This window comes from Novipirellula herctigrandis (assembly GCA_007859835.1).
Lineage (GTDB): Bacteria > Planctomycetota > Planctomycetia > Pirellulales > Pirellulaceae > Novipirellula_A > Novipirellula_A herctigrandis.
Window position 1 is genome coordinate 8,071,467 of the sequence record SJPJ01000001.1, and the last position, 21,676, is coordinate 8,093,142.

Sequence of the window (21,676 nt, forward strand, 5' to 3'; positions counted from 1 at the left end):
ATAGTTGCATTTTTTCACGTGCGCTACTCGCCGCTTACTTGCCGGGCCTGATCGATCATCAGCTGAAGTTGTTGAACTCGCTTGGCATTGCGATCGCGATCAGGTAATCCGGAGATCAAGTCGGATAACGTTTTCAGATCCACCATTTCCCCTAGGGGCTCGCCACGGAGCTTCGCAGAGAACATCGCTGCGGTGGTTGCGATACGCATTGACGGGGCGGCTTGGTCAGGCCGCGCAGCGTCAGTTTTGTAGGGTATCGGCCAACGGTTTTCGATCATTTGTCCAGTCGACAGGTCGCGAAACCGTACCGACACAGAACCCACATCGCCTTCGCCGTCCGGTCTCGCTTCGAACTGATAAACCGCTACTCCGGCTTCAGCGGCTGCCATCTCTGCGGCGTCGACTTTGTCGTTGCGAAAGTCTTCTTGTTTCAGCATATGCTTTTCAAAACCGAGCAATTTGTAGCGGCCAACCCGTTTAGGATTGAACTCCACTTGCACTTTCACATTCTTGGCCGATGGACGTAGCGCACCCGCAATCTGGCGAGCGAAACCATCATCGGCAGAATCGATTGAATCAAGCAGGTAGTAGCGGCCGTCTCCTTTTCGCGTGAGTGCTTCAAGAATTTCGTCATTCAAGCCCTCAGCACTGATCCCCGCGGCGTCGAAAGCGATACCCGCGTCTCGCATGGTGGTGATCATTCCCGCCAGACTGTTTGGATTGGCGTCGCCAAGATTGACAGCGCCATCGGTCAGCAGAATAACGCGATTTTGAGCATCGTCGGCCTGTTGCTCTTGTGCTTTCTCAAAAGCCAATTGCAGTGCGGCTTCAATATTGGTGCCACCTTCGCTCGGCAAATTTTCGATAAGCTGAACGAGTTCATTCGATCTAGATCCGCTAACCTTATCTGCAAGAAGCCGTGGCTGACGTGCGAAGCTGATCAAAGTGACCTGATCTATCGATTTGAGTTGCCCGGCAAGCATCGCAAAGGCGCGGCGAACGGTTTGTTGGCGGTCGATGCGTTCCATCGATCCCGAGTTGTCGAGTAGGAATGTGAGTCGCAGCGGTGTATTGCTCGCACGACCCGCAGCAGCCGTTCGCATCGCGACTCGCAACAGGTTTCGCTGTTGAAGGAACGGATGGATCGATTGCTCCAGTCGACAGGCAACTTTCTCGTCTTGACTGGGCATTGGATCGCCGTAATCGAATGCGTTGACGAATTCCTCGATGCGGATTTTTGCTGTCTCTGGCCATTCACCACGGGCGAGTGCTGCTTGGGCGAGTTTGAAAGAAACGTCACTGACGTGGAGTGAGAAAGTGGAAAACGCATCTTCCAAGGCGTTCTTTTCGTTCAGTCCGGCTGCGGCGGGTCGTTTTTTCGCAGGCGTGAATTTGGATTGGGCCTTTTCCCCATACGCCCGTGTCGCAATCCCGCGGAACCGCTCGCCATCAACCATTTGTTGACCAAGTTGACGCTGCAACTCAATTTGCTTCCCTTTTTTCTTCGGTAAAAGTTCGGTCTGGTCGACGGCTTTTGCGAAGTCACCCAATAGATCGTGACCGTAGACTGCCGCAGGTGCAGAACTTGATTCCTGAGGAAGGGCCGCCTGTGTAGGAACTCGTGGTGTTGCATCTTGTTTCGCACTAGGAGTCACAAGCTTTCCCGCTTCCAATTTTCGTCCCAGCTTGTCCGTGATTGCTAACCCAATGTCGTCCTCAAGGTCCTTTATGCGACGATCATGGAATGCCAAGGCTTCGCTAACCGTCTCAGTCGAACGCGTTTCCAAGCCTTTTGTTACATCCTGATCGGTTCGAGAAAAATCGAATCGTGGCGTTTGAGGCGGAACGTCAGAGGGTGGCACGCCAAAGAAGTAGTGGTCATTGCCGGGAGCATTTTCAAGCTGCTCCAATCTTGCTCCCCCGCTAATTCCCCCTCCCATCGCGCCATTACCTCCGAACCATTCCATTGCACTGGCAACGCCATCACCGTCATTATCGACATCAATGCCATCTAACGCATAGCGTGACGACCGACCTTCGGCTGTGTCCCCAAAAGTTGCTTGGCCGCGTTTTCCCCTGACTGCTCTCTCGGCTTTCTCATCAACGGCCATTTCCTGAATTCCAAGTGCGATCGACGATTCTTCTGGGACCTTCTTCTCAATCTCTGGAAGTCTCTTCTGGGCCAAGTCGCTTTCAGCCAACTGCCTACCAGGACCGCTGAAATTCTCAACGGTCGGCTGGACCGCTTCGTAGCTGAGAGGACCTGGATCAACCCACACAGAATCTTTTGTTCCAAGGCGTTCCGATTCTTTGGTAACGCCACTACTTGGCGCATTCGGAACGGTTACAGAGTAGTTTTGTGTCGTCTGGCCTGATGAACGTTCACGGCTCAATGGTCGCACTGATTCACGATTTAGATCCTCCCAAACAGGAGCTTCACCTGGCGCACCTACCACATCAGGCAACTCCGCATTTGGGATCAGCCGTGAGTAAACGGCGTCCTCATCAACGTAGTAGGGACTCGGGGGAGGAGACTCGGTATCGAGACTCGCACGAAGGCGAGATAGAGATGATTTGGAATTCTGTCGGAAGTCGTATTCAACATCTGCTGCCGGTCGCCCTGCGGCATTTTCTATCATTACACCGATGCTCGTACCGCCACTTGAAAACCCTTCGCCAGCCGGTACGGCGTCCAAGTACGCTTCGTATTCCTCAACGGCAAGCTGTGAATCCACGCTACGAGATGCCATGGGGCTGGAGATCGATAGCCCGAGTATGGAAAACGCGAGCAGTCCCAAGCAGCCAGCGACCGATAAGATCGCCGCGATTCTTGGATAACTTGGTACAAAACTTCCCGTCCACCATCGTCGCCTTTCACTGGATTGGACATGAACCGGCGCGGAGGTTGGTTCGTGCGACTTCCCATCGAGTACCGCAAGTACCGAGTGTCGTTTTTCAGCGGAAAGTTTCCAATCATCGTCTTGCGGTAGCGTTTCCCCAGCGGCAACTTCACGCATCAGACCATGAATCGACTCATACTCCGATTTGAGTGTGGCCAACTCGGGATTTTCCTCCATCAGTTGACTCAGTTGGTCGCGTTCCAGCTCCGACGCTTCGCCCATCACGAGAGCCACGATTCGAGCTTCGAGCTGTGGATCAATTTTTCGATTATGTGATTCTTCGTTCATGACTTTCCGTCGATTCCGAGTGGCCGCAACTTGACGGCAAGCTCTTTCAAAATGTGGTGCAAACGGTAGCCAACATTACCGATGCTGAGACCCGTTTGATCGCAAATTTCACTGTACTTGAGATCCTCGAAATACTTCAACTTCACCAACTGTCGGTCGGGTTCGTCGAGTTCCAACAACATCTGACGTACGATTCCCGTGGCCTCCATTCGCAGGATCATCTCTTCGGGGCTTTCGTCTTCGGTGTAGGTGGACGATGTTCCACCGGCAATTCCCGACACTTCCCGTTGTTTGTCGCGGATGAAGTTGAACGCCTTGTTACGCACGCAGCGCATCAACCAAGCTTTTGGCGCATCGACGTCGTCCCAATGTGTATGAAGCAGCAAGAAGACTTCTTGCACAATTTCCTCTGCTACCGAGCGGTGACCGGTTAGTGCGAATGCGTAACGCAGCAGCGGAGCCTCCTCGGTATCAAACAGTTCTCGAAGGGTGAGCTCACACTCACCCTTGGCGTTTGATGGTTTGACCCCCGGAGTCGGTTTCAACATTAATTCGGTTCGGTGTGCATGACGATCTTGAATCACGACCCAATCATCCTCTCATAATAGACGACTCGAAACGATCATGTTTCTTAGGGGATATTGGGGCATTTTCTCGAAATACATCTGCGTTAGCGGGAATACGGCCAAGAATCCCTGCATTTCACTATGCAGGCACTCGGTTCCCGACGCTCGATGTCCGGATTGGCCGTGACGGAATAGGGTGCTGGCCCCATTGGTGAATCGCGTCGCGTTTTGCCTAATGGAAGAGCGAGAGAATCAGCGAAAAAGATACGCCCCTCTCCAGCATGGGTCGCCTCATCACGCCAGTCTTGCCGGCCGGTCATTGATGGCAGCATTATCCGGTGCGACCGATAGTTGGGGGTGGAACTCGCCGGAAACCCGGGGGAACGAAATCCACAAATTTTCAGAAAAACATTTCACAGACATGGAAAACTCGAGCTAGGTTTTTCAATAGCTAATCACCATTTGTGCTCGATATCCTTCTCTCACTCGATTTGCACGACAAGTGGCAAACCAAACGTAAGTTTGGGACGCAAAGTCATGGGTCCATTCCACGAGTGGATCGCCAGACTACCGAAGGTAAACGAACCAGAATGGGTGACTTAATCTGTCACTTCAATCCGAGCGAAATAAGATGAAGAAAATCCACCCGCCTTGCGTGCTGCGCTATCGATTGATTAGCGTGACAAGTCTTCTCATGATGGTTTTGGTCACTGCGGCCCCATGTTATGCCGACGACTCAACCATTTTCAAGATTGAAGAAGTTTGGGAGTTGGTTGTCAATGAACCCGACGCTGCCAGCAATTCTCCTCAAATCACGTTCTTCATTTCTCCTAACGTGGGTCTCGAGAATTGCTATTTTCAACTGCAAATGAACTACGCCGCTGACGACCAATTTTCCGGTGGCGGATTTCATGTGGGTGCGTTCAATGACGGTCAAATGAAAGACCAAGCTCGAAGTGTCACTCGTCGAGTCCTCGCCACCAGTGGAGACGTAATCCGCTGGACAAGCGTGATGGCCGTGATTGATTAAAAAATTGTTGTACGCGGTGAAGGATGGTACGGGACAAGAATGGGGGGCGTTTGGAGGTCCGGACTATCTTGTCAGGATTCCGGCGAGTTCTGTTACTGACCTTTCATACTACCACCCACAAGATAGTCTTGATTCGGTTGACATTGGCTTCGGAGGCAATCGGGTCGAAAGCTTAACGCTCATTGAAGTTCGGGCATTCCATGCCGATGGACGGATAGTCACGGTGCCGGTCAACTGCCAACCCTAGTGTCTGTATACATCGCCTTTCGATAGCAGACTCCATTTTCAACTTGTCTCTATACTTCCGATTCCCCCTTCGGCGCTTTGGTAAAAACTCATGCGAAATCCTAACAAATTTCTCACCGCTTCTGCTGAGTCATCGTCTACCCTTCGAGAGTTCAATCCGGCGACTGCACGGTTCCGAATTTCAATCGCGAGATCTGGCAAGCAGCGGCGTGGGGCTGCACTTGTGTTCGGGTTAATTCTAAGCGTCAGTCTGGTCACCTTACTTGGTATCGTCCTAGACTTTGGCTATATCCATGTTGGCAGGACCGAGATGCGGCGATCAGCCGATGCAGCAGCGATGTCAGCATGCTGGGAGATGTTGGATCAACAGGTTGCAGGAACAGTTGATTACGAACTTGAAGCCGAAGTGAAGAGTGAAGCAAACAAGGCTGCGTTGGCGAACATCGTCGGCGACATCTCTCCAGAGCTCAAGTCGAGTGACATTGAACTCGGCACCTACAACTTTGACGGAACGTGGAGCACATCGGATCATTTAGCCAGGAACGCCGTCCGCGTCACGCTTCGACGTCAATCGTGTAACAACGGTGAATTGCCTTTGTTCTTTGGAGCGTTAACAGGTCGCAATACTCAATCGCTTGAAGTCACTGCAACTGCGGCAATGATGCAAGCCATTGATGGCTTCTACGAACCTTCAAACTACGACGAGACGCTCGAACTGCTACCATTCGCATTGGACCTACCTAGTTGGCAACAGGCGATTGCCAATGCAACATTGGACCAATATGCCTTCAAAGATGGCAGTGTCATTAGCGGGTCCGACGGATTCTTTGAAACCAACCTCTACCCCAAAGGCACCGGTTCGCCCGGTAATCGTGGGACGGTCGACATCGGTGGAAGAAACAATAGCACGGCTGACCTTTCACGACAAATTCTACACGGCGTCTCCAAGCAAGACTTTATCGATCTGGGTAAACCGTTGATGCTTGATGCAAATGGGGAGCTACTGCTCAATGGCGATACAGGAATCAGTGCGGGGGTCAAGGATGAACTTGCATCAATCATTGGCAAGCCAAGAATCATTCCGATCTATACCTCTGTTGCAGGAAACGGCAATAACGCAATGTTCACAATTGTCGCCTTTGAGGGCGTCAGGATACTCAACGTGAAATTGACAGGAAAGAAAGACAAGAAGGAAGTTGTGATTCAGCCGGCAAAAGTGATCGCTCGAGGGTGTAAAGTCGACACCACCGGGAGCATTTATAGCACCCATCTGGTTACTCCGGTCATGCTTGTCGAATAGCAGCCTATCGAAACGAGCCCTTTGTCGACTCCGCTTCGCTACATAAACTTTGTTCTGAACGTTACATCGCCTCACATGTTAATTGCGATTTTCACCCTATGTCTAAAACTCGCCACCAATCGATCCGGCCTTCACGACGCAGAGGAACCTCTGCTGTCGAGTTCGCACTGATCGCACCTTTGATGATGGGGTTTACGTTTGCTTTAGTCGAGATCAGCAGATTGAATCTGGTCAAGCAAACCGCGACTCATGCAACGCGTGAAGGCGCCAGGGTGGCGGTGCGACCAACGGCAACCAACGACGATGTCACCGCACGAGTCAACGATGAATTGGCAGTGTTGGGAATCTCCGATGCAACCGTCGAACTTAAACCTAGTCACATCGCAGATGCCGAGCCGGGGGCGATGGTAACCGTTCGTGTGCGAGTCAATACTGCATCATTGAGTTGGGTGCCGCAATTCTTTAATTTCAGTTCTCCCGATTTGGTGGCGGAAGCGACCATGCGCCGAGAAAGCACTAATTAGCTGCGCAGCCAGGAAAAGCCCAGGTTGTTCGCCACGTCCTAAGTGGCGAAATGCGCAATCGGCATTGATCGTCCGCAGCACGACGGAATATGGCCGGCTTGAAGTGCCTCAATAGACAACACAGTTGTCTGAATCCGCGGGGATTACGCCCGAGTTTAGGGTGCGAATACGCCCAGGAGGCAACCTGGCTAAAATACGCAATCGCCAGTTCTCATTTTCTACCTGCCAACGCCCAAGCAGATGGAATTCCCAAATCCTGTGTGAAAAGACAGCTGGGTGAAGCCGTTCGACGGAAATCGTTCTCACCCAAATGATCCGTACAAACCGATCGATCGCCAGCCCGAACAGAAGCGGTTGGCAAGGTTTTTAGGTTAGTTATCAGCTGATCGTCGTACCACAAATGCCAAAATAGGACTACAATAGTGGTCAACACCGAAAAGCGATCTGAGTCGGGATCATCAGTCCAGCCCAATTGATCTTTCTACTTGCCCGGCTCGGCCGGACAGCCGATTCTCGGTGTTGACACCCATTTTATAATGAAAAACGATCGAGTCGCGGTGTCCGCTTGGATTACTTCGTTTGGATTACTTGGTGCGTTCAAACATCGCAAGTCTGGTGATTCAATCTCGCCGGGGCAACACGATTCACTTACCCTCCTTCCTTACATGCAACCTGCCTTGGTTCCATCTCTCCTAGCCGCTCATTTGGTACACGCTATGAACTCCCGAAAGCAAACTCCCAAAACGAGTGACTTGCATTCAACCCGATGGTTCAATCGAACGATTGCCGTGATGGTATGCACCACCGTCCTTGGCACAGCCAACATTGGTACCCGCTTCTCATCGGCTTCGGCCCAAGATGTCGCGCCCGTGGTCGCTGAAGATGTCGTGCCCTTGGTCACAGAAGATGTCTCGCCCGTGGTCGCTGAAGATGTCGCGCCCCTGGTCGCTGAAGATGTCGCGCCCGTGGTCGCTGAAGATGTCGCGCCCGTCGCCGCCGACGATGTCGCGCCCCCACGCCTTGGCTTTGTACGTTTCTCGTTCCAGGCCACTGCATGGCGCGATGTGCTGCGATGGATTTCGGATGAGGCGGATTTGGCACTGCATGTGGGAGACCTTCCCCCCGGCAGCTTCACTTATTCGGATCCCAACGAGTTTTCGCATAATGAGGCGATCGATCGTATCAATTTATTTTTGTTACCCGAAGGCTTCGCAATCATTCGTAGTGGCAAACTGTTGTCGGTGATCAATCTTGGAGATGCCCGTAGCATGAAGCAACTCGAATCGATTGCTCGTCTAATCACGGTTGAACAACTTGACCGCGAAACCAACGAACACGATGTCGTCAAGTGTATTTTTCCGCTCGGCGAATTGGAACCACAAGATGCCGTTCAAGAACTGGCTGCGCTAAGTCTGATGTCGACTCCCGCGGTGTTCGAAAAGACAAAGCGATTGTTAGTGACCGACACGGTTGCCAAGTTGAAGAGCGTCAAATCCATTTTAAATGCATTCACTCCGGACACGATGGACAATGGCACGGTCGTGCAGAGTTTTTCACTGAAGCACGTTGAGGCTGAAGACGTGTTGCTTGTAGCCCGTCCACACCTTGGCTTAGCGACTGACGAAATGATCGGGATCGATGTGAGTATCTCAGCCGATCCACATGGCAAGAATATTTTCGTAACCGGCGTGGAGGACAAGGTGAAATTGATCGAAGGATTGGTAACCGCAATCGACCAGCCAAACGCGACGATGTCCGTAACGAACGGTGACCAGGAATTGCGAACGCATTCCATCGCAGGCGGCAATGTGGAAGTCGTTTACAATGTCCTACAAACCTTGCTAGCCGGCGAAACGGTGAGATTGTCGATGGACGAACAGGCGGGAACGATCGTCGCCTTGGCCACACCGGAAATTCAAACGGAAATATCCGAAACCGTCGCTCAAATACAAGCCAGCAGCGCCGAGTTTGAAATCATTCCGTTGACTTGGGTGGATCCATTCTTTGTGATCGGTTTAATCGAAGAAATGCTCGATCTTGCGGGGCCTCTTGATGACTCAGAAAGTTCGGATCTTGATGCTCCCAAGATCGATGCGGATCCAGTCAATCGTCGACTGTTTGTCCGCGCCAAAAAACAACAACTCGAACAGATCAAACAAATGGTCGAGGAGTTGGACGTAAATCCAGGGTCCGAGCGTGGCGATGAAGTGCGTTTCCTATCGCTCACGGGCCGCCAAGGAATACAGATACTCAAAACGGCGGCTAAATTCTGGCGAGATAGCAATCCAATCATTTTCTATGACGCTGACGAAGGCGATTCCGAACAGACCGAGCGCACGCTTAGTGAGCCCGAATCGACCACCACACCGAAATCCAGTTTGAGCATCGAAACGACGCTCGCCTCGACGATCACCAGTCGTGCCACTTCAGGCGAGGGCATGCTGTTGGCTGGCAATCCTCATCACCAGGATGATGCGATTCGATGTCAACTGACGTCGCGAGGGATCATTCTCCAATCGGCCGATACCGATGCGCTTGATCAATTTGAACAGCACATGCAAACGATCGCGGGGCCTCTGCAATTGGCGTCATCGGCCCCGATCGTGTTTTACCTTAAATACACGAAGGTCGACGAAGCAATTCGCATGCTGGCCGAGTTGCTTGAGGGTGGCGAAGTCATTGGCGGTGAAGCATCGGGTTCGTTGGTCAATGGGTATGTTGGGTCAAGTACAGGTTCCTATTCAAGCAGTTTGGTGACATCACAGGATGGCACCATGACGATGATCTCAGGCAATATTACAGTCGTTGCCGATTCGCGTTTGAACCGCCTGATCACACAAGGTTTGGCGTCGGATATCGAGCGTATTCAAAGCTACTTGGAAATCATCGACAAGGATACGAGTATTACGTCGATCGAGACACACGGTACTTCGCGTGTGATTGAATTACACAATACGAACGCGAGTGACGTAGCAGCAGCGATACGGGAAGCGTTCCCAAATCGCATCGCCGACCCGCGTGGACGCGGGCCAACCGCAGGATCACGAGCGGAGCAGGCACAAGACAATAGAGCTGCCCAAGGGGGAGAAAAAGGAAATGAAAAGTCAGGCAAGAAACTAGTTGCCACTACGCCCCCCGACTTAGAACCCAAAATGGCGATTGCCGTTCACGAAGCGAGCAACTCGTTGATTGTGACCGCCCCAGAACAGCTGTTCCTCGAGGTGGAGCAACTTGTCCAGTCAATCGACTCCCGAAGCGAGCAGTTGATTGAAGTCGTCACGCCAATCAACGGCGAGGTGGTCGAGACGATGCTGCGGCAAGTGTTGTTGGGTGAAACGCGATCTTCCCGGGCAAGTTCAACGCGTTCTACTTCGAGGCCAGCTGGCCCACAGACGAGGCCGACCGGGGCAACATCAAACCGTGGTGGAGATCGAAGATGAGTGGCTCTTTGCGAGGCAGCATCTGTGCTGCACTGATTTGCTTCACCGGTTCAGCGGTAACTGCACAATCGGGGTTGCGAGATTCGCTAGATCGACTCGATACGAACGGTAACGGGTTGATCGAACCCAATGAAGTTACGCCGCTTGCTCGGCCTTATTTGGAACGGATCACAAGAGCCAGGCGGATGTCTTTGGATCGCCCCAACCCAATCGATAAGTTACAGGAAGCGGCAAGGATCTACTTCGCGCTTCAAAATGGCGTTTCAAGAAGAGAGGTAGAGCTGGGAACACAAAGTGGGACGGTATTGCCGTTTGGGCCTGATCCTGGTGAACCGCTTGTTCCCGATTTTGGCTTGGCGGAAATCAAATACCCCTATACGGAAGCTGATTTAAGCGAAGCCGATCGCACACTTCGACGGTCTGATCGAAACCGTGACGGATTCATTGATCGACAAGAAGCCCGACGTGCCGATTGGACACATCGAGATCCCTTCGAGGAAGACGTCGACAACGATGGGCGTTTGAGTCGATTGGAATTGGGGCAACGATACGCACGACGACGACTTTTGTCCGGAGAATCCGATGAGCTAATCCAAAAGGCTCGGCGGGCCGGTAACGACATTCGTCCGTCGCAGCCCGAACAAGAGCGCCGACGAGACGCGTCGCAATGGTTCCGCATGCGTGGCACCGGTTACCGGCTAACATCCGACATCCTCGGACGATTTGATCTTAACAAGAACGGTCGTTTGGAGTCGCACGAAGTGCTTACGCTCGGATTGCCGACAACGCAAATCGACGTCAACTTGGATGGTGAATTGTCGCGAGATGAATTGCATGCGTTCCTAACGGAAATTCAGACGGAATTGGGCAGCGAAGCCGAAGGTATCCCTGGATGGTTCTACGAACTGGATGTCGATGAAGACGGACAAGTGTCGATGATGGAGTTCACGTCCGAGTGGAGCGACGAACGCCTACAAGAGTTCACGTCGCTCGATCAAAACGAAGACGGACTGCTGACCGCAACCGAAGTCTCATTGTCCAAGGCAATGGTCGGCGGCGCCTATAAGAATACCACCGCCGAACCGTTGCCGCCCGGTCGTACGATCATTTCGGAGATCGAAGTAACCGAAGACTTTTTGATTGGCGATTTGAATCTGCAACTTTCAATCACGCATTCCAGCGTCTCGTCGTTGGATGCGTTTCTTACAGGCCCCGACGGCCAACGTATTGAGTTGTTTACTGAAATCGGTGGCGGGGATGACAATTTCGACAACACCATTTTTGATGATCAATCCAGGTATCCGGTTACCAAAGCGAGACCGCCGTACCGTGGCACGTTCTTGCCCGAAGGTGTCGCCAAACGACAACCCGGATTGAGCGCTTTCAACGGCAAGAATATCCAAGGTGTCTGGCAATTGGTCATTCGCGGAACGCGCAACGAACGCTTTGGCATGCTGCACAATTGGAGCCTTATCGTTCGCCCGATGGAGGAATTGATTGGCGGAGTCGCCCCTCCACCCGACAACGATGGAATGACCGGCGAAGTGTCACAAATGGGATCGACACTCAATGCACTCAATCGATACCCCAACGCCGTCCCGGAGCGGAATCGTAACGATTCGACGCGGCAAAACAGAATTGACTATGAATCTGTGGGACGTCGGTTTGAACAGGCCGTTCAGTCAGGAAAGATGACACGAGAACAGGTGAACCAAGCCTGGCGTGAAATCAAGACTCAAGCCAATGGCGCCGATAGATCATTGAAGGAGCTACTTGGAAAGTAGACGATAGGCGAATCCGAGGGTGACCGTTCGGACAGGTAGGGCATGTTTCTTATGCCTGCTAAGTTCTCCGCTTGCGCACTATGTTCTGTCACTGTGTTCTAAAACTGTGTCTGTGGAGCGTTTTGGCACGGTGAAGTGTGCATTAACCGGAAGCGATGCGAACATAAGGCGTGCGAATGTCAAGAAGCTTGAATTCGCTGGTGAACTGTATTGGGGACGAGTGAATTCAGTTTTGATTGACGGAGCCGGCCGATGCGAAAGGGAGCCGCGCCGAATGTCTTGGAAGCATGCTGTTTGCGAAACGTTGTCGTACCATGCTTAGCGATCATTGGGCGACGGACCCTCCTAAAGCAATGATGCCCTCCTAAAGCAATGATGCCCTCCTAAAGCAATGATGCCCTCCTAAAGCAATGATGCGTGTCAAGAACGTTTCACTCTGATCGCTTGGCATCCGAATCTGATGACTTCGTCCCTACTTCGGATTGTGCCTCTTTCAATTGCGATAGTTCCGTTTGCGAGAACACAATCGTTTCGTAAGGCGATCTAACACCCGCCTCATAGAAGCAAGCGATACGCCCATTGGCCAAAACAGCGAGATCCGAATACGCTGAAGGTCCCTCGTGCAACAAACGTTCGGCTGCCCAGGTTTTGCCCTCGTCAAAGCTAGCCCGTAACGTCATTCGAACACGACCTTTCTTGGACGCCGGATTGCTGAATATCAGTACGCTGTGGGCGTCTTTTCCATCCACGGGGTAACGCTCGATTGCCGCTTGGCATATCGGCTCGATCAGTGCGGGGGCAAACTTTTGGTCGGCCCACGTCATGCCGCCATCGTCACTGAAGGCTACTTGGCGAGTTGTTTTCGAGCGATCGTAGTTTCGCATATTTAGCATCAACCGCCCGCCCTGCAGTTCAACCACTTCACATTCGTTAACGTTCCGTTTGGGCGTTACACCTCCGAGTGTCCACGTTGCGCCATGGTCGTCCGAAAAGATAACATGCGAATAGTAACCGCGCGTGTCCGCTTCGATATGGTCGCATGGGATAACCAGTCGACCGCGATGTTTGCCCTGTTCGATACGGATGCCACTGCCCGGTCCAGTTGCGTACCATGTCCAATTGGGATCTTTGACGTCGCTAGTGATCTCACGGGGTGTGCTCCATGTCGCTCCATCATTGGACGATGACATAACGAAAACTCGTCGACTGTCCTTGCTCTTACCAGCAATAATCTCCGATTCGGTATCATCGCCAAGATTCCATGTGCAAAGCAGCCAAACTGTCCCGGTATCGGAATCAACAACAGTACATGGATTGCCGCAGGTATTACCGGCATCATCCCAGATCACTTGTTGAGCACCCCATGATTGCCCATTGTCAGTCGAACGTTTGATCACGAGGTCGATGTCACCGGCATCGCTGCGACCATTTTTTCTGCCTTCGCAAATCGCCAGTACTGTTCCCTGGGGCGTTACCGTCAACGAGGGAATGCGGTAGGTCGCATAGCCATCCTGTTCGCTCGCAAACAGAGCGACACCGTCAGGCTTGCCAAGCTCGTCAGCATGAAGAGTGGGACAAAAATAAAGTAATCCGATCACTAGAACAAGTTTGGAATGCTTTCGCATGGCGGGATCTTTCGTTTGGCGGGAGTCAAGGCAATCGGTGCTCAGTGCGTAACTTCAGTCAAGTTTACGGAAGTGAAACGCAGAACAAATTGGGGATCGGACTTGCGATCGATTGCAATTCCCACCGAGGTCGTGAGTCGATCCAAAGAATAATCCTATCAGAATGTCCCCGTCCAAGTTGTCATACGAACGACGGCTGAGCAAAATCGCGGGGAATCTCGTTTCGACGATTTATTGGTCGCAGCCATTTGCGAGCGGATGATCATGATTGCGTAGATCAACCGCTTGCTTCGTGACTTCGTCAAGCCTCGGAAATGGGCTGGTATCTAGAAGAATAAGACGGTCAGTTTGAATAAGGTGCCGTTGAAACCACTCGACGGAAAACCGCGAACTACGGCCCGCCGCCTCGCCGGTGGTGAACATCGCCGTCCACCGAAGGTTCTCGGACTCACACTCAAAGTAAATGGAGGAAGTCGTCACTGTTCGTTGATTCGTGTGCCAAAGTAATTCGATCCAAGCGTTCGTTCAAATTTTGATGCTCCAAATTTCGCTCAGAGATACAACGCCGCTTACTCCGCGTCGAGAGTCGTTCCAGTCTTGATGCCTGGATTATTTAATTCAGACGAGACGATCGATTCGAAGGTGAATCCGGATTTTGATTGGCGGATTGCAGACAAGGAAGCGATTGCCATTGGGCCGTCGTTTGTTATTTGTTTGGCATGATCGCACAACACCAGTTTCCTTTGCTGGGAGCCTGTAACGCTTCTCGTTTCGCTCCCTGTAAGTTAGAAATGGGCGTCAAATCAGCGGTGTCGATGTTGATCCACGTGACATTCCAACGTCCGCTCGTGCTGGATAAATCGATGTCGACTGAGCCGCCGTTGGGAAAATAAACCACATAGGCCTTACCGGGGGTGGCCGCAACATAGGCTTCGTTAGCGTCCCGATTAGTGAGTAACTCGCTTGAGGGTGTCAGATCCCAAAGCGGCACTATCGCCTCCAGTTTCCGAGCCGCACGGATCGCATTCTTCGCTCGATCCGATAGGCCCAATCCGGCCGTCGGACGATGGAACCTTGCTGATGCCGCACCGCCGATGACGTGACGCCAAAATCGTTCGACGCCGTCCTGGCTTGTGTGTCCGAACTTGTTGCCGTCTGCTCCGTAGGTTTTCACTGTATTGATCGGACGCGGCTGGTTAACGAGTCGGCTACGTAGCGTTTGGAAGTTGTCCCAATGCTGTTGGCCTTTTTGATGATTGTTTTGAGACACGTCTACGAAGTCGTAACGTTCTGGATGATCAAGCGTGCGACGATGATGGGGGCCATCCAGATTCCAATCGTCCCACATTTCCGTGATGCAAACTGCAAGGTTTTCCTTTGTCGAGCGTCTCTGGATGGCCTCAGCCCAATACGTGGCCCAAGCTTCCTCCGCACTGGTTTCGTTGTCGACACAGTACAACACGTGCCCATACTTTATCGAATGCGAAAGCAGCTTCTCGACGAATTTTCGCTGATACTTTAGTAACAATGCATTGTCATGTTGCTTTGGCGTCGTAAAGAAAAACGGCTGCTCGTTTTGTCCAGGGTGCTTTGGGTACTTACCCGCCAACCCAGATTGCTTGTGCGTGTAGTTGATGTTGTTCGATGGATTGAACGGGTGGCCCAACCAATGATCACGTGAATAGTCAAAACGATCCCAAATTTCGATTTGGACGATGATGTCTCGCGCAGCAGTCAATCGCAACATGGACTCGAATCGATCCCAGTACTGGTCGTTCCATTGGTCAAGATCGTATTTACCGCTCTTTAATTTGCGGAAGGGATATAGTTCAAAACCTCCGTCGTGGCGATCGCTCATCGTGTTGCGAATGTAGTTCGCTCCAATCGATTTCATCTCGTCGAGATGCTTCTCTAAATCAGGGATCTGAAACAGATTGTCATCAACCGATCCTCCCAGCAACAACACGTCTTTTCCTTTGTATTGCCAGTAAAACGGATGCGTCTCACTCGGGCAAATACGATCTGGTGTCGCTGGCGGTTGGGTAGCAAGCACCGACCACTCACAGCAAGCGAAACCGAGCAAGATTAAGGCAAATCGAAACATGGTGATGTTGTCTCCGTTGAAATTGCGATCCTGATTGCGTGAAACGAATACCGTTTGCAGGGGGAACTCACTTCGCATCATGTATTGAATACCAATATATCAGTAAATTTGCGCCGGGATTCATTGGCGTCGAGAAGTCCATTGGTAGATAGCCGGGGAATCACTATGATTGCTGCTCTTGGCAATGCATTCCAACCAGACGAGTCTCTAGTGCGAACGATCAATAAAGCTTACGAAGATCCCTTGGATCTAATTTGGATACACGCCGCTGCTCAAATGGGCATGCGGGTCGAACGCAGTGTGGAGGTCAACGCTTCGTGGGATGGGCACGGAGTTTTGACCATTGGTACGCCTGAAACACTCGATCCGGATGACTGTTTGGCTCAGATGATTTTGCATGAAGTTTGTCATGCTTTGTGCGAAGGGCCCCAGTGCGTCGACAAGCTTGATTGGGGACTCCATAGCTTTGATCCATCAAAGAAAGTCCATGAGCATGCATGCCTACGACTTCAAGCGGCTTTGGCAGATCAATACGGCATGCGAGCCTTCTTTGCAGCGACGACGATGTTTCGTCGCTATTATGACCACCTTCCCACGAACCCACTCGAAGACGACGCCGATCCCGCCATTGCCATGGCCCAAGTCGCATGGGAACAAGCTCAACATGGGCCTTGGGCCGATGCGCTGCGTGATGCGCTGCGCCGGACAGCCGTGATTGCACGAACGCTTGATGGAGTAACGACGGAGGCTTCCCTTTGGCATACGCAGGGTAACTGCGGCGAAACATTGCCATGAATGAGCCAACCGCGATGTTGGATTCCCGCTAAAATTCTCGTATTGGTTGCCTTAATTCAGCAGACATGTATGCGGCCTCTTGCACAGCGAGGTTCTTTAGATAGTCAGGTCCATTCGTCTCAAACGGCTTATTGTTCTTCAACGCGTCGATGAAGTGGACGAAGGTGTTGTAAACGCAATCACCCGCGAAATTTATATGCGGGTGATGATAAGGATGGTCTTGTTCGCTGCCGCCGAGCGGTTGAACGGTGATCCGACCGTCGAGATACAGACGGATGGATCCTAGATCGCCTTCAACGAGGAATTCACCGAAGGTATATCGTGGGTCCGAAACGTTGGACTCGTTGTATCGATTTGCATCCCAAACTCCCACCACGCCCGATTCGAATTCGAAGACGAGCAACGCAGTGTCTTCGCCCTGAATCACTGGGTTCATTTGACGCAGAATCGCATACACACTTGAAATTTCGCCAGCTAGATAGCGGTAGGTGTCGATGAAATGAACGCCGTTCTCGAACACCAACAAACGTGGCATTGTGCGGAAAAACGGTTGGCGAGGAATGTAGGCATCTTTGCCCCAACCGTCACCCATTCGCGAACGGAACGTCATCGAATGCAATTGACCAATAACGCCTTGCTGCAATAGCGATTTGATTTCACGATGCCAAGGTTGAAACCGAAAATTCTCGTGTACCATGAATGGCACGTTATGCTTTTGTACAGTTTCAACGATCTGTTTTGCCTCTTCAAATGTCGGTGCAAGCGCTTTCTGGCAAAGAATCGGAATCCTCCTTTGAGCGGCGATCTTGACGTATGCCAGATGCGTTTCCGGCGGCGTGATGATATCGACAAAATCCGGTTTCAGTCGATCGATCATTTCCTCAAGGTTGTCGCCGCATTCCGCAATTCCGAACTCGTCGGCAAACGCCTCCGCTTTGGAAACCGTACGGTTACAGATTCCGACAACCTCGACATTCTCGATACGGTTCCACGCTTCGTAATGGAAGCGGCTAAAGTATCCAGTCCCGATGCAGATTGCTTTCATCTTGGTCATACTACTTGCGGCTCTCGATTAGCTTGAGTGGTTCCAATTGTCGGAATCCGCAGTGTAAACCTTTGCTGGCAGCTCTGGCAGGTGGTATCGCCCGTGGTACGGCACAGCGTCAATCACGGAAACATGCCAGCTGATTTAATCCGTAATTAGACGGGCCTCGATACTCGCGATCTGACCGTTGGCGAAGTCGTCCGTGAGAAACCACTGTTGATAGAGGCCCTCGATCTGTCTTAGATACCAATCGACGGACGACTTTTGCAACGTGCGTTTGGAGTCCTTCGGTCTATCCTCGTCACGGATCGGGGGATGAATGCGATCGGCGGGCGCTTTATAAGACGGGTCGTAGACGATTGCTGGTAGTTCCTCGGCGGGCAACAGATGACGCCACAGGAAAGCCTGCATTCGGTCCTCCGTCGGCACGACCCGATGGACGACTTCCTTCTCCCCAATCGTCGCGCTGCCTACAACAGTAACATTAATCGGTTCCTCGGACTCGGTAAGGCTAGTTTTCACTGAAAGTCCCACCGACTCCTTGCCTGCCCCAATCGTGGCGCCACCCGATGTGAGCCCCTCGGGCAAGTCCTTGAAGCTGATCTTGATTGGTCCCGTGTATCCGTCTTTGCGTATCGCATAGACCTTTACCGCAGCTGAATTCTTGCTGCGCATCACGAATCGGGAAGGTGCTACTCGCAATACGAAATCGGGTTGTGGCTTGCTAATTCGCAGTCGGTAGGCGTAGTCCTTTCCTGCGTGTCGCCTCGTATCCCCGAGATGAATAAAATACTTTCCATCGGCGGGTAGCTTCACCATCAAGTAGGAATCGGCGTGGTCGGTGTTCATTCCGGAGGCCGCATCATAGTGATCGTCGTTCAAGGCGATGATCTTGCCGTCCGCACTGGTGACCTTTAGGAAGGAATCGAAAGGGGAACCGAGTCGTCTTGCATTCACTTCCGCAACGATTGTCTCTCCGGCTTTGCCGTCAACCTCAAAAACATCCCAATCGCCCGGTTTGTCGGCTCGTCCATTGACGATGATCGGAAGAGTGACCTTTTGCGGGCTGGACGGTGCGTCGTTTGATTCGATGTCCATACACTCGGGCAGTGTGTCCAACGCGAATGGCACATAATTTGAAGAAAGGCTATCGTTGGTGGCAGCAACTAAATGGATTCCTGGCTTGGCATCTAATGGAGCAGGCGACAGTGCGACATCATCCAAATTCCAACCATTCATTTCGACACTTACCGGCTCGCCGACAGGGCCGCCCAACGGGAAGATGCTGGTCAAGAACGGCAACTCACCGATCGTGATCCGATACACAAAACTTTCGCGGCCGCGAAACAATGCCTCATTAATCGTTAGCACATACTCATCATCCTCGGGGATTTCAACATAGATGATGGGGTCAGGACTGAAACGGAAATCGTCGTTGTAGGCGATCTCGTTGCCGTCCGCGTCGTGTAGCCGCAGCACGGCTTGAAACCAACCGGGAACACCATCGGCCACATAGGGACTTAATTGCCGGGCTTTGGCAGAGATGACCAAACGTTGGCCCTTGCTGGCTTCAAAGCGATAATGGTTCATTTCGCCAGCAGCGATTTGGCCGTTCATCGTACATGGCACGGAAATGTGGACTTCCTCTTCGTCCACCGGCCGCTTGCGTTGGGCGAGGTGCTCCTTGCCAAGCACCGGCAACTGACAGGTCTTCATCGGCTTACGCGAAACTTCGGGTACTTGGTCCACGTAAAACGCCATCGGATTAGAAATACCGCGTTTGGTAACTACCCGAATTTCTCGACGGCCCGGTTTCGCATCAGGATCCACCGTGACTTCGGCAAAGACAATCTCGGTATGAGCGCGAACAGCTGCATTGCGTTGGTCTTCCGCGAACAACCGTTCGATTCGTTCAATCAAATTCTGCTTTGCGACTTCGATTTCAGTAAGTTCGGGAGCATCCGTCGTATTGGCGCCACCCGGTTTTGCCTCTTCCTGTTTATCTAAATTCGCATTGCAATCAATGCAAACTGTCGCGTCGAGCGGATTGAGCCGACCGCATGCGGGGCACATCAGTCCCTCGACTTCCGGTGGTTTAACAATTGCAGGAAACTCAAAATAGGCCATTTCGGCAACCATTGCCTCACCCAAACTTGAGTCCTTCTTTTTCAACTCATTCAGTTGCTGGCGGAGCAAACCGAGTTCCTGATTACTCATCACCCGTTGGTAGTCGATCAGCCGAGCGGAAACCCCTTCACCGCTGACCACCAACCCCGAAGCATCGGTGAGTCTTTGTCCGCCAAATCGGATCGGAAACGTGGTGCCTTGTTGACCACCGGCCGGATAGACGTATCCGATGTATTGGTTTTGGGCCTGGGCTGAGGATGCTGCGGCCAAAAGCATGGCCAATGCCAAGATCGAAAGTGTTTTAAATCGACTCATGAACTTCTCCATTTTCCTTCTGCAAATTGGGCATTGGGGAAAACACGTGCTAAAGCTTGCGATGGGACGCGGGGGGAAACCGGTATGGCTGTCAGCCCCCCGCGATCTTGATGGTAAATTGCCAGCGATGGTTACATAATTTCTTCTAGAAGGCCCGCCGACTTCATTCCTTCGTTTTCGGTGTCCAAGACACGGGCATCGAGCCCCAACGGATGCGGAAGTTTGGCGTTCGCGTCAATGCCTGCTAACAGATAGATACTGCCCAGTAAATCCGCGGGATACACTGGTCTTTCCTTGACGTTTTCGCCTTTTTCGTCCGACGATCCAACGATTCGACCGCCCTTGAATCCGCCGCCTGCGACCATCACGGTGAAGACTTTTCCGAAATGACCGCGACCTCCGTTCCAAGGTGGCTCCCAGTCGACCTTTGGCGTTCTGCCGAACTCACCAGTACACCAAACCACGGTGCTATCGAGCAGGCCACGATCGCCTAAATCCGAAAACAGCGTTGCAAGTCCCTGGTCCAACATGGGACATTGTCGCTTCATCGTGGTGAAGTGGTTCGAGTGTGTGTCCCAACCTCCAGGAAAGCTAATTGTAACGTAAGGCACCCCAGCCTCGACCATCCGCCGTGCTGCCAAGCATTCTTGGCCGAACGTATTGCGGCCGTAGCGATCTCGGAGTTCCTTGGGTTCGTTCTCTAAATTGAACACTTCCCTACCTTTACCCAGGATCAACCCGTAGGCTTTTTCCTTGGCCGACTCCGCAGCTGCCATCTCAGGTGCATCTGCGATTCCGTATCCTAACAGATTGATCTTATCCACCAATTCACGCCGTGCCCTTTGCCTCGCATCGTTGATTCCTCGGTTTACGATTCCCTGTACCTCAAAGCGAGCCGCATTCGGATCTCCACCCGTGGCGAAAGGCTTGTACGCAGGGCCTAAGAAGCCTTCCTCGGAAAATCGTCCTGCTGCTTTTAGCATTACGATGTAAGGTGGCAGCAATCCTTTGTACTGTTCTTTTTTGAAGTACGCGAATATCGCGCCCACACTCGGGTAGGCCAATCGCCCGCCGGGCTTGTGGCCGGTTTGCATTAGATAGGCTGCCGTCTCGTGGCCATTGTTGCCATGAGTCATACTGCGAATCAGCGAGTACTTATCCGCTTGTTTTGCCAAATTCGGAAACAGCGAACTGACTTGGATTCCTTTGACGTTAGTCGGAATGAATTTGTCAAACTCGCCCAAATAGTCGTAGCCTGTGCCCGGCTTCGGATCCCACGCGTCGTTGTGGGACATGCCACCCCACAAGAAGATCTGGATTACCGATTTCGTTTGACCCTTCTTTGCTTTGGCGTGGGCCGCAGCATCACGAGTCGCCTTCTGTTGGGCAAGGAGTTGCTCCGGTGTCAAGGCAGGCTTGTCCTGAGCCGCAGCGGCAACACCGCGAGCGTTAAGTCCGCCGGACGCGATTACCCCTGCCGCGCCCAACGCTCCTTGTTGCATGACCGTGCGTCGCGATACGTGTTTTCGGTTAGGATCTTGATTTGTACTCATGATTTCAGTTCTCCTTAAGCTTCCCCAAAAAGTT

Annotated in this window: 15 protein-coding genes and 1 riboswitch; of the genes, 7 read left to right on the plus strand and 8 right to left on the minus strand. The window is 52.2% G+C overall.

Going from position 1 to position 21,676, the window contains the following annotated elements; all coding sequences use genetic code 11:
• Positions 1 to 23 precede the first annotated feature (23 nt).
• Positions 24 to 3,188: a vWA domain-containing protein gene (locus tag CA13_RS29355; RefSeq protein WP_146402728.1), complete on the minus strand. Its 3,165-nt coding sequence runs from the start codon at positions 3,186 to 3,188 to the stop codon at positions 24 to 26.
• Entirely contained in the window at positions 3,185 to 3,772 is a 588-nt protein-coding gene (locus tag CA13_RS29360; protein WP_419194981.1) for an RNA polymerase sigma factor, read from the minus strand. The genes CA13_RS29355 and CA13_RS29360 overlap by 4 nt, the downstream gene beginning before the upstream one ends.
• A 476-nt stretch (positions 3,773 to 4,248) precedes the next feature.
• Positions 4,249 to 4,329, plus strand: a riboswitch (cyclic di-GMP riboswitch).
• Positions 4,330 to 4,385: 56 nt separating this feature from the next.
• Here CA13_RS29360 and CA13_RS29365 point away from each other — a divergent pair.
• The 5 genes from CA13_RS29365 (at position 4,386) to CA13_RS29385 (ending at position 12,078) form a co-directional block, all read left to right on the plus strand.
• On the plus strand, positions 4,386 to 4,784 hold the full coding sequence (locus CA13_RS29365; protein WP_146402730.1) for a hypothetical protein: 399 nt from the start codon (positions 4,386 to 4,388) through the stop codon (positions 4,782 to 4,784).
• A 337-nt stretch (positions 4,785 to 5,121) separates the two neighbouring features.
• Positions 5,122 to 6,330, plus strand: coding sequence for a TadG family pilus assembly protein (locus CA13_RS29370; protein WP_146402732.1), 1,209 nt, complete (start codon positions 5,122 to 5,124; stop codon positions 6,328 to 6,330).
• Positions 6,331 to 6,428: 98 nt separating this feature from the next.
• On the plus strand, positions 6,429 to 6,854 hold the full coding sequence (locus CA13_RS29375; protein WP_146402734.1) for a TadE/TadG family type IV pilus assembly protein: 426 nt from the start codon (positions 6,429 to 6,431) through the stop codon (positions 6,852 to 6,854).
• Positions 6,855 to 7,390: 536 nt separating this feature from the next.
• Positions 7,391 to 10,294 carry a secretin N-terminal domain-containing protein gene (locus tag CA13_RS29380; protein ID WP_419194982.1) on the plus strand — a complete coding sequence of 968 codons (2,904 nt, stop codon included), beginning with the start codon at positions 7,391 to 7,393 and terminating at the stop codon, positions 10,292 to 10,294.
• Positions 10,291 to 12,078, plus strand: coding sequence for a proprotein convertase P-domain-containing protein (locus CA13_RS29385; protein WP_146402736.1), 1,788 nt, complete (start codon positions 10,291 to 10,293; stop codon positions 12,076 to 12,078). Before CA13_RS29380 ends, CA13_RS29385 begins: the two co-directional genes overlap by 4 nt.
• A 431-nt stretch (positions 12,079 to 12,509) precedes the next feature.
• On the opposite strand, the gene CA13_RS29390 is transcribed toward CA13_RS29385, so the two are convergent.
• From CA13_RS29390 to CA13_RS29395, 3 genes are all read right to left on the minus strand, one after another.
• A complete protein-coding gene (locus tag CA13_RS29390) occupies positions 12,510 to 13,703 on the minus strand; it encodes a sialidase family protein (RefSeq protein ID WP_146402738.1) in 1,194 nt (397 codons plus the stop codon).
• A 569-nt stretch (positions 13,704 to 14,272) separates the two neighbouring features.
• Positions 14,273 to 14,395, minus strand: coding sequence for a hypothetical protein (locus CA13_RS35840; protein WP_419194983.1), 123 nt, complete (start codon positions 14,393 to 14,395; stop codon positions 14,273 to 14,275).
• Positions 14,396 to 14,409: 14 nt separating this feature from the next.
• The gene (locus tag CA13_RS29395) at positions 14,410 to 15,807 is read right to left on the minus strand and encodes a putative collagen-binding domain-containing protein (RefSeq protein ID WP_419194984.1); all 1,398 of its coding nucleotides are present in this window, start codon (positions 15,805 to 15,807) and stop codon (positions 14,410 to 14,412) included.
• A 165-nt stretch (positions 15,808 to 15,972) separates the two neighbouring features.
• On the opposite strand from CA13_RS29395, the gene CA13_RS29400 reads away from it, so the two are divergent.
• Positions 15,973 to 16,602, plus strand: a complete 630-nt coding sequence (locus CA13_RS29400) for a hypothetical protein (protein ID WP_146402740.1) — start codon at positions 15,973 to 15,975, stop codon at positions 16,600 to 16,602.
• Between the two features lie 28 nt (positions 16,603 to 16,630).
• Here the strand turns inward: CA13_RS29400 and CA13_RS29405 are convergent, their stop codons facing one another.
• Positions 16,631 to 17,656: a Gfo/Idh/MocA family protein gene (locus CA13_RS29405; protein ID WP_146402742.1), complete on the minus strand. Its 1,026-nt coding sequence runs from the start codon at positions 17,654 to 17,656 to the stop codon at positions 16,631 to 16,633.
• A gap of 135 nt (positions 17,657 to 17,791) precedes the next feature.
• Entirely contained in the window at positions 17,792 to 20,089 is a 2,298-nt protein-coding gene (locus CA13_RS29410) for a PPC domain-containing protein (RefSeq protein WP_146402744.1), read from the minus strand.
• On the opposite strand from CA13_RS29410, the gene CA13_RS35845 reads away from it, so the two are divergent.
• A complete protein-coding gene (locus CA13_RS35845; protein ID WP_419194985.1) occupies positions 20,088 to 20,228 on the plus strand; it encodes a hypothetical protein in 141 nt (46 codons plus the stop codon). The genes CA13_RS29410 and CA13_RS35845 overlap by 2 nt on opposite strands.
• On the opposite strand, the gene CA13_RS29415 is transcribed toward CA13_RS35845, so the two are convergent.
• Positions 20,221 to 21,642: a DUF1501 domain-containing protein gene (locus tag CA13_RS29415; protein WP_419194986.1), complete on the minus strand. Its 1,422-nt coding sequence runs from the start codon at positions 21,640 to 21,642 to the stop codon at positions 20,221 to 20,223. The two genes, CA13_RS35845 and CA13_RS29415, sit on opposite strands and share 8 nt — an antisense overlap.
• Between the last annotated feature and the right edge of the window lie 34 nt (positions 21,643 to 21,676).